Consider the following 14,072-nt stretch of genomic DNA (forward strand, 5'->3'; position numbering starts at 1 on the left):
GCTCGGGGAGCGCGATCCACCGCACGCCCAGCCCGCACCGCGATAATCGAGGCATGACCTCACTCCGCGGCATCCTCGGCTCTCTCGGCCTCGCGCCGAGACCCGTGCTGCATGTTGCGAGCGATGTGGGGGAGGGGCCTGCCGTCGTGCTCGTGCACGGTATCGCATCGTCGTCGGTGACGTTCCAGAATCTCGTGCCACTGCTCGAGAAGGACCACCGCGTCATCTCGATCGACATCCTCGGTCACGGCGGCTCGCCCGCCCCCGCGAGGGCCGAGTACACGATCGAGGAGCACGTCAGGTGGTTGCAGCGCACCGTCAGGAGCCTGCACATCCGGGGTCCGATCACGATCGTGGGGCACTCGCTGGGGGCGCTCATCGTCTCGCGCTACGCCCGAGTGTCGCCCCACGACCTGGAGAAGGTCGTGCTTGTCAGCCCACCCATCTATCTGCACCCCGACGCGATCGGCGACCCCGTCGATCGGATGGCGGTCGGCGCCTACCTTCGGGCATACGAGTATCTGCGCAAGCACAAGGAGTTCACCCTCAAGCGGGCCGCGACGATCGGCCGTCTGCTACCCATCCGCAATGTTTTCGAGATCACGGAGGCGAACTGGCGCCCCTTCGTGCTCTCGCTCGAGAACTGCATCGAGTCGCAGACGACCGTCACCGACATTGCGGCGATCCCGGCTCCCGTCGAGATCGTCTACGGAGCATTGGATCAGTTCATCGTGCCGGGCAGCATGAAGTTCATCCGCAACATGCGCAATGTCACGGTGCGTCGCGTCGACATCAGCGATCACATCGTGCGGCGCCGTCTCGCGCGCGAGGTGGCCGCCGCGATCCGGGGGGAACAGGCGGATGCTGCGGCCGAGAGCCCACCGCAGGCGCCGGGCCGCGCCGCCCCCTCTCGGGCGCCCGTGGAGGCGGGGTAGCGTCGAGGTATGGACACTCGCATTCTCGGCCGCACGGGCCGCACCGTCTCGGCAATCGGTCTCGGAACCTGGCAGCTCGGCGCCGACTGGGGTGATGTGAGCGAGGCGGATGCCACGGCCGTCCTCGATGCGGCCGTGCAGTCCGGCGTGACCTTCTTCGACACCGCCGACGTGTACGGCGACGGTCGCAGCGAGAGCATCATCGGGCGGTACCTCGCCGACAACCCCGGGGTGGACCTCACGGTTGCCACCAAGATGGGGCGCCGCGAGGAGCAGGACCCGGCGAACTTCACGCTCGAGAAGTTCCGCGAGTGGACCGACCGCTCCCGGCGCAACCTCGGGGTCGAGACCATTGACCTGGTGCAGCTCCACTGCCCGCCCACCCCCGTCTTCTCGAGCGACGCCGTCCACGACGCGCTCGACACCCTCGTCGAGGAGGGCGCGATCGCGAACTACGGGGTCAGCGTCGAGACGACCGAGCAGGCACTCACGGCGATCGCCCGCCCCGGCATCGCGAGTGTGCAGATCATCCTCAACGCCTTCCGTCTGAAGCCGCTGGACGCCGTGCTGCCCGCCGCGATCGACGCTGGCGTCGGCATCATCGCCCGCGTGCCGCTCGCTTCGGGACTCCTGAGCGGCAAGTACACGAGCGACACGACCTTCGCGCCCAACGACCACCGCAGCTTCAACCGCGGCGGCGAGGCCTTCGACGTGGGGGAGACCTTCTCGGGGGTCGACTTCGAGACGGGTGTGGCGGCAGCTCAGGATTTCGCGGCACTGATCGCGGCTGAGCCTTACATCTCCGGGTACTCGACGGCGCAGGTGGCGCTCGCCTGGGTGGCTCAACTCGAGGGCGTGAGCAGCGTCATCCCGGGCGCCCGCAACGTCGAGCAGGCGCAGGCGAACGCCGCGGCGGGCGAGGTCCCCGCGCTCAGCGAAGGCTTCACGGCGGGCGTGCGCGAGATCTACAACCGCTATTTCCGCGAGGCGGTGCACCCGCGCTGGTAGCGCTTGCTTCGCGGGCGGTGCGCTGCACCCGCGCTGGTGCTGCCCCGCGCTGGTGCTGCCCCCGCGGTGGTGCTGCACCCGCGGTGGTGCTGCACCCGCGCTGGTGCTGCACCCGCGCTGGTGCTGCACCCCCAGGCCCCGCCCGGCAGTTCCGGAGGAGATTTTGCGCGACACGCGGGTGACGGATGCCGCGGCGCGGCGTGTCAACGAAAATCTCCTCCGCATTCGGCGCGGGGAGCCGGGCGCGGGGAGCCGGGCGCGGGGCGCGGGGCGCGGGGCGCCGGGCGCGGGGCGCGGGGCGCGGGGCGCCGGGTGCGGGGCGCCGGCCGGCGCGGACCGCCGGCGGGCGGCCGCACGCCTACACCTTGAGCGTCAGCACCGGTTCCGTGTCGGGGATGGGACTCGCGTCGCGGCCGCGCAGGTCGGGGCTTGCGCCGCGGAAGACGATCGCGACGATGACGCCGAGGAAGGCAAAGGCCGCCGCGATCCAGTAGGCGCCGGGGGCGTCGAAGCCGTCGATGAAGAAGCCGGCGAGGGCTGAGCCGATCGCGGCACCGATGAGCTGGCCCGTGCCGATCCATCCGTAGGCCTCGGCGGTCTCGCTGAACTTGACGCTCGCCGACGTGATCGTGAACATCGCCGCGAGGGCGGGCGCGATGCCGATGCCCGCGATGAAGAGGGCGAGCGAGATCCACCACAGCTCGAGGATGAGCACGGCGATCGCGAGCCCCACGAAGACGATGGCCATGCGGCGGGCGAGCGCCCACGGGTCGATCTGGCGATGCCCGAAGGTGAGCCCGCCCGCGAGCGAGCCGACCGCGAAGATCGCCAGAGCGATGCCGGCGCTCGCGTCGCCGTGGCCGAAGGTCGCGACGACGCCCGCCTCGATCGCGGCGCACGCGGCGACGAGGAGGAAGCCGACGGCCGTCGCGAGCATGACGGGAGGCCGCAGCAGCACGACGCCGATGCGGCGCCGCGAGCGCGGGATGCGCACCTGGCTCACCTCGGGCGAGAGCACGAACCAGGCGGTGCCGGCGACGAGGAAGACGAGGGCGAGCAGGATCGCCTGACGGGTGCCGACCTGTGTCGCGACGAAGGTCGTGACGACGGGGCCGACCACCCAGATGAGCTCCTGGGCTGAGGCGTCGAGCGAGAAGAGGGGGGTGAGCTGCCGCGAGTTGACGAGCTTGGGGTAGATGGTGCGAACGGCGGGCTGGATGGGTGGGTTCGAGATGCCGCCGACGAAGCCGACGACCATGTAGAGCACGACGGGCATGTCGACGAGGGCGATCGCCGCGATCGCGGCGGCGCACACGGATGCCGTGAGCACAATGACGGGACGCATGCCCCAGTGCCCCATCCAGCGGGTCGTGACGGGCCCTGCGATGGCCTGGCCGATGCTCGTGGCGGCGAGCACGAGGCCTGCCGCACCGTAGGACTCGTGCACCTGCTCGACATGCAGGAGAAAGGCGAGCGAGAGCATCCCTCCCGGGAATCTCGCGACGAGCTGGGCCGCCATGATGCGCCCGACTCCTCGCGTGCCGAGGAGCTGCAGATACCGTCTCACAAGAGATCGAGTCTATGCCGTCGCAATGTCGGTGGTACCCGCCAGAATCAGTGCACATGCTGTGGAGAAATCGGCAGAAGTTATGCACATCTGTGGATGACACGCCCCAAGATATGGGATGTAGCATCCGGTTCGACCCCGCTATATAGTGGTCGAGCACTGAACGGGCACTAGAGGGGAGAACAGTGGGAATCACGGTGGTCAAGCGCGACGGCACGCGGGAGCCGTACGACGCGAACAAGATCAATCTTGCGATCGAGGAGGCCAGCAAGGGCCTCGACGAGAACATCACCTGGGTCACCCAGATCGCGAGCGAGCTCGAGCTCACGCTCTTCGACGGCATCACGACCCAGCAGCTCGACGAGGCCGTCATCCAGGTCGCCCTGCAGAACGTCAAGGACGACCCTGCATTCGACACGGTCGCGGCCCGGCTGCTCCTCAAGACCATCTACAAGCGCGTGCTGGGCGACTACGAGTCTGACGAGGACCTCCGCCGACTGCACGTTGAGCACTTCGCCCCCAATGTGCGCCGCGGGGTCGAGGAGGGGCTCCTCGACCCGCGTCTCACCGAGCTCTTCGACCTCGACCGGCTCGCGGCCGCCCTCGACCACACGCACGACGGGCTGCTGAAGTACATCGGTGTCGTCACGCTCAACAACCGCTACGGCATCAAGGGTCGCAACGGCGACGCCCTCGAGGTCCCCCAGTACTTCTGGATGCGCATCGCGATGGGTCTCTCCCTCAACGAGCCCGACCCGGATGCCACGGCCATCGCCTTCTACGACAAGATGTCGAAGCTCGAATACCTCGCGGCAGGGTCGACCCTCGTCAACGCCGGCACCATCTACCCGCAGCTCGCGAACTGCTTCGTCATGGAGATGCAGGACGACATGGAGCACATCGCCAAGACGACGCGCGATGTCATGTGGCTCACGAAGGGCACGGGCGGCATCGGCCTCTCCGTCACGAAGCTGCGCGCGCAGGGCTCGCCCATCCGCTCCAACAACACGACCTCGACGGGCCCCATCCCGTTCATGCACACGATCGACTCGATCCTGCGCGCCGTGAGCCGCGGAGGCAAGAAGTTCGGTGCGCTCTGCTTCTACATGGAGAACTGGCACCTGGACTTCCCCGAGTTCATCGACCTGCGCCAGAACTCGGGCGACCCCTACCGTCGCACCCGCACGGCCAACACGGCCGTGTGGATCAGCGACGAGTTCATGAAGCGCGTGCAGCACGACGACGACTGGTACCTCTTCGACCCGCTTGAGGTTGCCGACCTCAACGAGCTCTACGGCGCCGCCTTCTCCGCTCGCTACAACGAGTACATCGAGATGGCGAAGAACGGCGAGCTGCGCATGCACAAGGTCGTGAAGGCCCGCGAGCAGTTCAAGGCGATCCTGATCTCACTCCAGGGCTCGAGCCACCCGTGGCTCACCTGGAAGGACACGATCAACAACCGCGCCCTCAACAACAACACGGGCACGATCCACCTCTCCAACCTCTGCACGGAGATCACGCTTCCGCAGGATGAGGACAACGTCTCCGTCTGCAACCTCGCGTCGATCAACCTCAGCCGCCACCTCCTGGTCGACGAGGCGACCGGCAAGGTCTCGATGGACTACGCCAAGATCGAGGAGAGCGCCCGCATCGCCGTGCGCCAGCTCGACAACCTCATCGACATCACGCGCTCCTCCGTCAAGGAGGCCGACTTCTCCAACCAGCAGAACCGCGCCGTCGGCCTCGGTGTCATGGGCTTCACCGACATCGTCGAGAAGCACGGCTACAGCTACGAGAGCGAAGAGGCCTACGACCTGATCGACGAGATCATGGAGCACGTCTCCTACGCGGCGATCGACGAGAGCGCCGACCTCGCCCAGGTGCGCGGCGCCTACCCCAACTTCGAGGGCTCGCGCTGGTCGCAGGGCCTTGTGCCGCTCGACAGTGTCGCGCTGACCGAGCAGGACCGCGGCGTCGAGATCAAGGTCAACCGCAAGACCCGCCTCGACTGGGACGCCATGCGGGAGAAGGTCAAGGGGGGAATGCGCAACGCGACCCTCATGGCGATCGCGCCCACGGCATCCATCGGTCTCGTCGCGGGCACCACGCCGGGTCTCGACCCGCAGTTCTCGCAGATCTTCAGCCGCTCCACCTCCAACGGCAAGTTCCTCGAGGTCAACCGCAACCTCGTCGCCGACCTGCAGAAGCTCGGGATGTGGGAGACGGTGCGCGAGGACATCCTGCGCAGTCAGGGTGACATCTCGCGCGTTGCATCGATTCCGGAGCACCTCAAGGAGGTCTACAAGACCAGCTTCCAGCTCTCGCCCTACGCCTTCCTCGAGGTCGCGGCGCGCGCGCAGAAGTGGATCGACCAGGCCATCAGCCGCAACATGTACCTCGAGACGCGCGACCTCGGCGAGATGATGGACATCTACTACGGGGCGTGGGAGCGCGGCGTCAAGACGACGTACTACCTGCACATGAAGCCGCGCCACCAGGCGGAGCAGTCGACCGTCAAGGTCAACAAGTCGGCGGAGATCTCGGGCGGCGCACGGCGCGGCTTCGGGGCATCCTCGGCGCCCGCGGCGACGACGCAGGCGGCTCCCGCAGGCGAGGCGGCGCCCGTCAGCGCCGAACCCGCCGCCGAGCCCGCCGTCTCGGCACCCGCCCGTCGCGGCTTCGGCAGCGTTGCCCCCAAGGAAGGTGCCTGAGCATGGCCGGACGCGAAATGGGCGGATACGCCGACGAGTACTACGTGCCGGTCGACCCCATGGACGACCTGCAGTGCGACAGCTGCCAGTAGAGCGCTGACCAGCACACCTGACACGACATCACCAGCATCAGAAAGAAGACGAACGAGACGATGGGAATTCTCGGCACCGGCATCCAGGAGGGCCTCCTCCTCAAGCCGATCAAGTACCAGTGGGCGATGGACCTGTACGACCAGGCCGTGGCCAACACGTGGTTCCCCAACGAGATCCAGCTCGGCGAGGACATCGCCGACTTCAAGAAGATGACGGATGAAGAGCGGCACGCTGTGACGTTCCTCATGAGCTACTTCAACCCCAACGAGCTGCTCGTCAACAAGGCGCTCGCCTTCGGCGTGTACCCCTACATCAACTCGGCGGAGGCGCACCTCTACCTTGCCAAGCAGATGTGGGAGGAGGCCAACCACTGCATGTCCTTCGAGTACGTGCTCGAAACCTTCCCCATCAACCGGGAGGAGGCCTACGCGGCCCACGTCGACATCCCGTCGATGGCGCGCAAGGAGGAGTTCGAGGTCAAGTTCATCAAGCGCATGACCGAGCAGACCCTCGACATCTCCACCGTCGAGGGCAAACAGGACTTCGTGCGCAACCTCGTCGCCTACAACGTCATCCTCGAGGGCATCTGGTTCTACTCGGGCTTCATGGTGGCGCTGTCGTTCCGCCAACGGAACCTGCTGCGCAACTTCGGCTCGCTCATGGACTGGGTCGTGCGCGACGAGAGCCTGCACCTCAAGTTCGGCATCAACCTGATCCTCACGGTGCTGGAGGAGAACCCCGAGCTGCAGACGGCCGAGTTCGCGGAGGAGATCCGCCAGATGATCCTCGACGCGGTCGAGATGGAGGAGCAGTACAACCACGACCTGCTCCCCGGCGGCATCCTCGGGCTCAACGCCAACTACATCAACCAGTACGTCAAGTACCTGGCCGACCGCCGCCTCGAAGAGCTCGGCTTCGAGCCCCACTACAAGGTGTCGAACCCGGCCAAGTGGATGGCGACCGCCAACGACACCCTCGAGCTGGTCAACTTCTTCGAGTCGACCAACACCTCCTACGAGGTCAACGCGAAGACGGCGGCTGCCGCCAAGTAGCACCTAGCACCTAGCACCTAGCACCGGCTCGGCAACGAGCACCGTTCCGCTTACCCACGACGAAGGCGCGCCTCACCCCGGGGCGCGCCTTCTGGCGCATGGTGGTTAGCGGGCGGCGAGGGCCTTCTGGATGCGCTGCACCGAGACGGGTCCGCTCGTGCCGAGGTGCTGCGCGAAGAGGCTGATGCGCAGCTCCTCAAGCATCCACCGCACGCGCACGAGATGGGCTAGCTCCGGGTCGTCGACCAGTTCCCGCGTGAGAGGCAGGGCGCCGCCCGCCTTCGTGTAGAGCTCTGTCGCGCTCTGCACCTCCGACATCCAGACGCGGTCGCGCCCCAGATTCTCGGCGAGGCGCTCGACCCGATGCGTGATGCCCGCAAGGTAGAGCGGGACGCGGTGAAGGCGCTCGACGCCGGCGATTCCGATGAAGCCGGGGTGCACGAGCGCCTCCAGTTGGCTGCGGGCATCCGCGAGCGGCGCGATGAGGGCCATGCTTGTGGCGGCCTTGATCGCGCGTTCGGCATCGCGGGCCGCCGCGAGGGAGCGTGCCGCGAGAGAGACGGTCGTGAAGAGGCCGTCGACGATGCGGGCGGAGGCGCGGTCGCGGAGTGCCTCGAAGTCGGCACGCGTCCACGGGAGCGCTGCAGCATCCGTCGGGAAGCCGAGCACGTCGTCGAGCGTCGCCGCCATCGCGTCGTCGAAGAGCGCCCGCGTCGAGGGGTAGGGGCTCGCCCCAAGGCTCAGCTTCTCCGCTGCGGTGAGGTGCTCCTGCACGTAGGCGGTGGGGGCGGGGATCGCGAGCTGCAGCATCCGTCGCACACCGCGCCGGTGCTCGCGCAACTGCTCCGCGGGGGTGCTCATGAGACGGATGCCCACGCTCGCGCCTTCGTCGACAAGGGCGGGGTAGCCGCGCACGACGTTGCCGGCAACCCTCGTATCGCGGATGCGTGGGAGTTCGTCAAAGTCCCACGCCGTGAGCCCGCCGCGCTCGATGCTCGGCTGCGGTGAAGCGGAGGAGGTGGGCGACCCCGGCTTTGCGGCAGCTGGCCTCGCGTGGGCCCGCGCGACGCTCTCGCGTGCCCGCTCGCGCAGCTTGGCCTGTAGGGCAGTGAGGTCCTTTGAGCGGGCGAGTTCGCGCCCGTGCTCGTTCACGACAGCGAATGTCACGAGCAGATGCTCGGGCACACGGTCGAGCTCGAAGTCCTCGACGTCAACGGGCGTGTAGGTGCGGCGCTGGATCTCGCGGGCAATGTATTCCGTGAGCGGCATCTCCGTAGTGTCCAGATCGTCGGGGAGGCCCTCAAGGAGCTTGCGCGCCCAATCTCCCGCCGGCACGACGTTGCGCCGGATCGCCTTCGGCAGCGCCTTGATGAGGGCTGCGACGAGGTCGGCCCGCAGGCCGGGCACCTGCCAGTCGAAGCCCGCGGGGGAGAGTCGGGCGAGCAGCGCGAGCGGCACATGCACCGTGACGCCGTCATCCTTTGCGCCCGGCTCGAAACGGTAGGTGACTTTGAGGCGCTGGTCGCCCTGTCGCCACCACTTCGGGTAGTCCGCCTCAAGCAGTTCGGGCGCAGCATCCGGCTCGTCGATCAGGTCCTCGCGCGTCATCGTGAGCAGCTCGGGGCTCTCGGGGCGGCTGCGCTTCCACCAGGCCTCGAAGTCGCGCTGGGTTGCGACATCCGCGGGCAGCCGGCGGTCGTAGAACTCGAAGACGGCCTCGTCGTCGAGGAGGATGTCGCGGCGGCGGGTGCGCTCCTCGACCTCGGCGAGCTGCCTGCGCAGGGCGCGGTTGGCGCGATCGAACGCGGTCAGCCGCTTGTCGAGCCTCGTGACATCCCATTCGCCCTCGACGAGGGCGTGCCGGATGAAGAGTTCGCGGGCGAGGGCGGGGTCGATGCGCGAGAGCTGCACGCGGCGGCGGGCGACGATCGGCACACCGTAGAGGGTCACGCGCTCGTAGGCGACTGCAGCCCCCTGGCGCTTCTCCCAGTGGGGCTCGCCGTACTGGCGCTTGACGAGGTCACCCGCGAGGGGTTCGGCCCAGGCAAGGTCGACGGCGGCGTTCATGCGCGCGAAGAGGCGGCTCGTCTCGACAAGCTCGGCCGACATGATTTCGGCGGGCGGCTTCTTGGCGAGCGCCGAGCCGGGGAAGACGGAGAAGCGGACCTGGCGCGCCCCGAGGTAGTCACCCTTCTTGTTGCGAGGGCGATCGCGGTCCTTGCTCGCCTTGCCCTGGGGCGCGACGGTGTCGTCGCGGATGCCGAGCTGGCTCAGCAACCCGGCCATGAGGGAACGGTGGATGCCGCTGCCATCCGTGCTGGGGTCGCCAATCGTGAGGCCCAGCGGCTTCGCCATCCGCTCGAGCTGTCGGTAGACATCCGCCCATTCCCGCACTCGCAGGTAGTTGAGGTACTCCGCCTTGCACAGGCGGCGGAACTGATTGCCGCTGAGGGCCTGCTCCTGCTCCTTGAGGTAGTTCCAGAGGTTCAGGAGGGTGAGGAAGTCGCTCGTCTTGTCGACGAAGCGCGCGTGCAGCTGGTCGGCCTGCGGGCGCTTGTCGAGGGGGCGCTCGCGGGGATCCTGGATGCTGAGCCCCGCGACGATCGCCATGACCTCCCGGGTGACTCCGTGTCGCTTCGACTCGATGACCATGCGCGCGAGTCGGGGGTCGATCGGCAGCTGCGAGAGCTGGCGACCGATCTTGGTGATCTCCTGCTTGCCGCCGGTTGCGCCGCCGCCGGCCCCGCCCGTCGAAACCGCGCCCAGCTCCCGCAGCAGGTCGAGGCCGTCCTTGATGCCGCGCGAGTCGGGCGGCTGCAGGAAGGGGAACTTCTCGATCGCGCCCAGCCCGAGCGAGATCATCTGCAGGATGACGGCCGCAAGATTGGTGCGCAGGATCTCCGGGTCGGTGAATTCGGGCCTTTTCTCGAAGTCCTCCTGCGAGTACAGGCGGATCGCGATGCCCTCGCTCGTGCGCCCCGAACGGCCCGAGCGCTGATTGGCGGATGCCTGCGAGATGGGCTCGATCGGCAGCCGCTGGATCTTCGCGCGCGCGCTGTAGCGGCTGATACGCGCCGTGCCGGCGTCGATCACGTACTTGATGCCGGGCACCGTGAGCGAGGTCTCGGCGACGTTGGTCGCGAGCACGATACGGCGACGGATGCCCGGGGTCGAGGTTCGCTGGAACACCCGGTGCTGGTCGGCCGCACTCAGCCGCCCGTAGAGCGGGAGGACCTCCACGCCGGGCAGGTTTCGCGCCCGGATCGCGTCCTCGGCATCCCGAATCTCGTTCTCGCCGCTGAGGAAGACGAGAATGTCGCCGCTGCCCTCGCGCCCGAGCTCGTCGATCGCGGAGTTGATACCGTCGAAGAGGTCGATGGGTTCGCCGACGGCGCTCGCCGGGACGTCGTCGTCGTCGACATCGTCGGTCGTAGCATCCGGAGCCAACGGTCGGTAGCGAATCTCGACGGGGTAGGTGCGCCCGCTGACCTCGACGATGGGGGCGGGCCCGGCGGGGGAGGCAAAGTGAGCGGCGAAGCGTTCCGGGTCGATCGTCGCCGAGGTGATGATGACCTTGAGGTCGGGCCGCTTGGGCAGCAACTGCTTGAGGTAGCCGAGAAGGAAGTCGATTGTGAGGCTGCGCTCGTGCGCCTCGTCGATGATGATGGCGTCGTACTTGCGGAGCATCCGGTCGCGGTGGATCTCGTTCAGTAGGATGCCGTCGGTCATGAGCTTGATGCGCGTGCCCTTGGCGGTGCGGTCGGTGAAGCGCACCTGGTAGCCGACGAGGCCGCCGACCTCCTGCCCGAGCTCCTCCGCGATGCGTTCCGCGATCGTGCGGGCGGCGATACGACGGGGCTGTGTGTGGCCGATGGACTCGTAGCCGAGCTCGAGCAGCATCTTGGGCAGCTGCGTTGTCTTACCCGAACCGGTCGCCCCCGCCACGATGACGACCTGATGGTCGCGGATGGCGGCCATGATGTCGTCGCGTCGCCCGCTGACGGGCAGGTCGGGGGGATAGGCGATGGCGGGGATCATGAGCCCTCCATCCTACGTCGAGCCGGAGGGTGCGGGTCGGTGCGGACAAAGTGATTGACTAGGCAAAGCACTTTGCAATACAAAGTAGATATGACGCACAGCGACGACGACACACCGCTCGACCCGGCAGAGATGCTCGCGCTGCTGGAGCGGCAGAAGCGGCAGGTGACACTCTCCTATGTCAGGCCGGTCGCATGGCTCTACTTCGTCTGGGGCTTCGCCTGGCTCCTGGGGTTCGTGCTGCTCTGGCTGGCGCGCGTCGTCGACTGGTTGCCACTGGGGGTCGCCGGCACAGCATTCGGCGTGCTGCTCATCGCCTCCATCGTGACCTCGGCGATTGTCGGCACGCGCATCGGACGGGGTGTGCAGGGCGCCTCCAACTTCCAGGGAGCTGTCTACGGCATCTCCTGGAGCCTCTCGGGCGCGGCCTTCGCTGCCGTCGGCATGGGGCTCATTCACAACGGGCTCTCGCCCGAACTCGCCTCCCTCTACTTCCCCTCCGCCTACGCGCTCATGGCCGGGATCATGTACCTCGCGGGGGCTGCGCTCTGGGGCGAGCGAAGCCAGCTCGTGCTCGGAGTGCTGCTGCTGGTGGTGGGGTCGATCTCCCCCTTCTTCGGGTCGCCCGCCAACAATCTCGTCATGGCGGTCGGTGGCGGTGGCGGCTTCCTCGTCGGCGGCCTGTACTTCGTTCTCTTCATGCGGAGGGGGCAGCGCGGTGGAGCTTGACCCGGTTATCCATGCGGCCGCCCGCTTGCGCATCACCGCGACCCTCGCGACGTTGCCTACCGGCGACAGAATGTCGTTCCCGCGCTTGCAGGAGCTGCTCGATATGACGGCGGGCAATCTGTCGACTCACCTCCGCAAGCTTGAGGAAGCGGAATACGTCGAGGTCACCAAAACCCACCAGGGCCGCATGCCTGTCACCTACCTAGCACTGTCGAAGCGCGGCCGTCGCGCCTTCGAGGACTACACCGACGCCCTCCGAGATCTGTTGGGAGCATCCGAATGACCGCCCTCGCCCGCCTTGATCGCGTGACGCGTCGTTTCGGCGACGTCACGGCGCTCGACGACGTTTCGCTCGCAATCGAGCCTGGCCGCATCGTCGGCCTCCTGGGCCCCAACGGCGCAGGCAAGAGCACTCTCCTCTCGCTGCTCCAGGGCCTGCGCCGACCGACGAGTGGTTCGGTTGAGCTGCTCGGCGGTGACCCGTCGGACTACAGGAACCGGCGGATGCTCGGCAGCACGCCCCAGGAGACGGCCCTGCCGCCCACCCTGCGCGTGGGGGAGGTGATCGATTTTGTGGCCTCTCATTTCGAGGATCCCGTGCCGAAGGGGGAGCTCGCGGAGGAGTTCGGTTTCACCGAGTTGCTTCGCCGCCAGACGGGCTCGCTCTCAGGCGGGCAGAAGCGCCGGGTGAGTGTCGCACTCGCTTTCGTCGCGCGCCCTCGGCTGGTGCTGCTCGATGAGCCGACGACGGGGCTTGATGTCGACGCCCGCCGCACCCTGTGGGATGCGGTCCGCCGTCAGCATGATGGGGGTGCCACGGTCGTGGTCACGAGCCACTACCTGGAGGAGATCGAGGCTCTCGCCGAGCGCGTCGTTGTGATCGGGGAGGGCCGTGTGCTCGCCGACGACGATCTCGCTGCCGTGCTCGACCGTGTGGGGCTGCGGATGCTGCGGCTCTCGACCCCGCGACCGGAGGCCGTCGCGGCGCTCGCGGGCGTGGTGGAGTCCCGCGATGCGGGCGACGGCTCGCACACCTTTTTCGTGCGGGACGCCGACGCGGCGGTCGTCGAGCTGGTGCGCGCAGGCATCCCCTTCTCGGGCTTGGCGGTGCGCGGCGCGACGCTCGAGGAGGCGTTCCTCGCTCTCACCTCTCATCCTTCGACCCTGGAGTCTGCATCATGACCGTCATCCGGCTCGCCGGCATACACGCCAAGTACGCGCTTCTGGAGACGATGCGGGTGCCGATCGCCGTGATCGGTTCGCTCGTCTTTCCCGCCCTGGCCCTCTTGTTCTTCGTGGTGCCGCAGGAGGTTGTGGCCGCGGACCCCTTCTTTGCGACCCAGGCGGTCATCTCGCTCTCGGTCTTCGCGGTCATGTCGAACTCGCTCTTCAGTTTCGGCCTGACGATCTCGGAGGACCGGGAGAAGCCGTGGGACCCGTACCTGCGGACCCTCCCCGTCCCTGGCATGGCGCGCGTGCTCTCGCACGTCTTCTCGATCGGCCTGATGGGTCTCGTGGCAATTGTGCCGGTGATCATCATCGGCGGTCTGTTCACGGCAGCCGAAGCATCCGTGGGCCGGATACTTTTCGGGCTCCTCGCGCTCGCGGTGTCGGCCCTGCCGTTCATGCTGATCGGCGTGTGTGTGGGCTATTCGATGCCATCGAAGGCGGCTATCGCGGTGGTGCAGATCGTCATGTTCGGCTTTGCGTTTGCTGGCGGGCTCTTCCTGCCGCCCATGATGTTCGCGCCGTGGCTCAACACGCTTTCGACGTTCTTCCCGTCGCGGCAGGCGCGCGAGCTGGTGATCTGGGCGGTGCAGGGTGGGGAGTTGGCGCCGTGGGTGTGGTTGGGCATCCTCGGCTGGATCGCCGTGACGCTCGTGCTTGCGCTGGTGTTGTTCCGACGGGATGAGGGGCGTCGCTTCCGCTGATGCTCAGA

10 protein-coding genes are annotated in these 14,072 nt (G+C 67.5%); 8 read left to right on the forward strand and 2 right to left on the reverse strand.

Going from position 1 to position 14,072, the window contains the following annotated elements; genetic code table 11:
* Positions 1-53: 53 nt before the first annotated feature.
* Complete coding sequence (locus tag OH146_RS11315) at positions 54-935, forward strand: alpha/beta fold hydrolase (protein ID WP_265160827.1); 882 nt, start codon at positions 54-56, stop codon at positions 933-935.
* A gap of 9 nt (positions 936-944) precedes the next feature.
* Positions 945-1,943: an aldo/keto reductase gene (locus OH146_RS11320; RefSeq protein ID WP_265160829.1), complete on the forward strand. Its 999-nt coding sequence runs from the start codon at positions 945-947 to the stop codon at positions 1,941-1,943.
* Positions 1,944-2,301: 358 nt separating this feature from the next.
* Here OH146_RS11320 and OH146_RS11325 read toward each other — a convergent pair whose 3' ends face one another.
* On the reverse strand, positions 2,302-3,510 hold the full coding sequence (locus OH146_RS11325) for an MFS transporter (protein ID WP_265160831.1): 1,209 nt from the start codon (positions 3,508-3,510) through the stop codon (positions 2,302-2,304).
* Between the two features lie 185 nt (positions 3,511-3,695).
* Between OH146_RS11325 and OH146_RS11330 the strand changes: the two genes are divergently transcribed.
* Together OH146_RS11330 and OH146_RS11335 are read left to right on the forward strand one after the other, a co-directional pair.
* Entirely contained in the window at positions 3,696-6,221 is a 2,526-nt protein-coding gene (locus OH146_RS11330) for a ribonucleoside-diphosphate reductase subunit alpha (protein ID WP_265160833.1), read from the forward strand.
* Positions 6,222-6,373: 152 nt separating this feature from the next.
* Positions 6,374-7,366 carry a ribonucleotide-diphosphate reductase subunit beta gene (locus OH146_RS11335; RefSeq protein WP_265160835.1) on the forward strand — a complete coding sequence of 331 codons (993 nt, stop codon included), beginning with the start codon at positions 6,374-6,376 and terminating at the stop codon, positions 7,364-7,366.
* Between the two features lie 105 nt (positions 7,367-7,471).
* On the opposite strand, the gene hrpA is transcribed toward OH146_RS11335, so the two are convergent.
* Positions 7,472-11,404 (reverse strand): ATP-dependent RNA helicase HrpA, encoded by a 3,933-nt coding sequence (gene hrpA, locus OH146_RS11340; RefSeq protein ID WP_265160837.1) that lies wholly within the window; start codon positions 11,402-11,404, stop codon positions 7,472-7,474.
* A gap of 90 nt (positions 11,405-11,494) precedes the next feature.
* On the opposite strand from hrpA, the gene OH146_RS11345 reads away from it, so the two are divergent.
* Genes OH146_RS11345 through OH146_RS11360 form a run of 4 tightly spaced genes read left to right on the forward strand, consistent with a single transcriptional unit; the run spans position 11,495 to position 14,064 of the window.
* Positions 11,495-12,133: a hypothetical protein gene (locus OH146_RS11345; protein WP_265160840.1), complete on the forward strand. Its 639-nt coding sequence runs from the start codon at positions 11,495-11,497 to the stop codon at positions 12,131-12,133.
* A complete protein-coding gene (locus OH146_RS11350; RefSeq protein WP_265160842.1) occupies positions 12,123-12,416 on the forward strand; it encodes a transcriptional regulator in 294 nt (97 codons plus the stop codon). Before OH146_RS11345 ends, OH146_RS11350 begins: the two co-directional genes overlap by 11 nt.
* Complete coding sequence (locus tag OH146_RS11355) at positions 12,413-13,315, forward strand: ABC transporter ATP-binding protein (RefSeq protein WP_265160845.1); 903 nt, start codon at positions 12,413-12,415, stop codon at positions 13,313-13,315. Before OH146_RS11350 ends, OH146_RS11355 begins: the two co-directional genes overlap by 4 nt.
* Positions 13,312-14,064, forward strand: coding sequence for an ABC transporter permease (locus tag OH146_RS11360; protein WP_265160848.1), 753 nt, complete (start codon positions 13,312-13,314; stop codon positions 14,062-14,064). The genes OH146_RS11355 and OH146_RS11360 overlap by 4 nt, the downstream gene beginning before the upstream one ends.
* Positions 14,065-14,072 lie beyond the last annotated feature (8 nt).

Origin of the sequence: Homoserinimonas sedimenticola (assembly GCF_026094475.1) — a bacterium.
GTDB classification, from domain to species: domain Bacteria; phylum Actinomycetota; class Actinomycetes; order Actinomycetales; family Microbacteriaceae; genus Homoserinimonas; species Homoserinimonas sedimenticola.

Excerpts from the sequence above, each read along its gene's own strand:
- OH146_RS11345 (WP_265160840.1), top strand. The coding sequence starts at position 11,495 with ATGACGCACAGCGACGACGACACACCGCTCGACCCGGCAGAGATGCTC.
- OH146_RS11315 (WP_265160827.1), top strand. The coding sequence starts at position 54 with ATGACCTCACTCCGCGGCATCCTCGGCTCTCTCGGCCTCGCGCCGAGA.
- OH146_RS11335 (WP_265160835.1), top strand. The coding sequence starts at position 6,374 with ATGGGAATTCTCGGCACCGGCATCCAGGAGGGCCTCCTCCTCAAGCCG.
- OH146_RS11320 (WP_265160829.1), top strand. The coding sequence starts at position 945 with ATGGACACTCGCATTCTCGGCCGCACGGGCCGCACCGTCTCGGCAATC.
- OH146_RS11360 (WP_265160848.1), top strand. The coding sequence starts at position 13,312 with ATGACCGTCATCCGGCTCGCCGGCATACACGCCAAGTACGCGCTTCTG.
- OH146_RS11355 (WP_265160845.1), top strand. The coding sequence starts at position 12,413 with ATGACCGCCCTCGCCCGCCTTGATCGCGTGACGCGTCGTTTCGGCGAC.
- hrpA (WP_265160837.1), bottom strand. The coding sequence starts at position 11,404 with ATGATCCCCGCCATCGCCTATCCCCCCGACCTGCCCGTCAGCGGGCGA.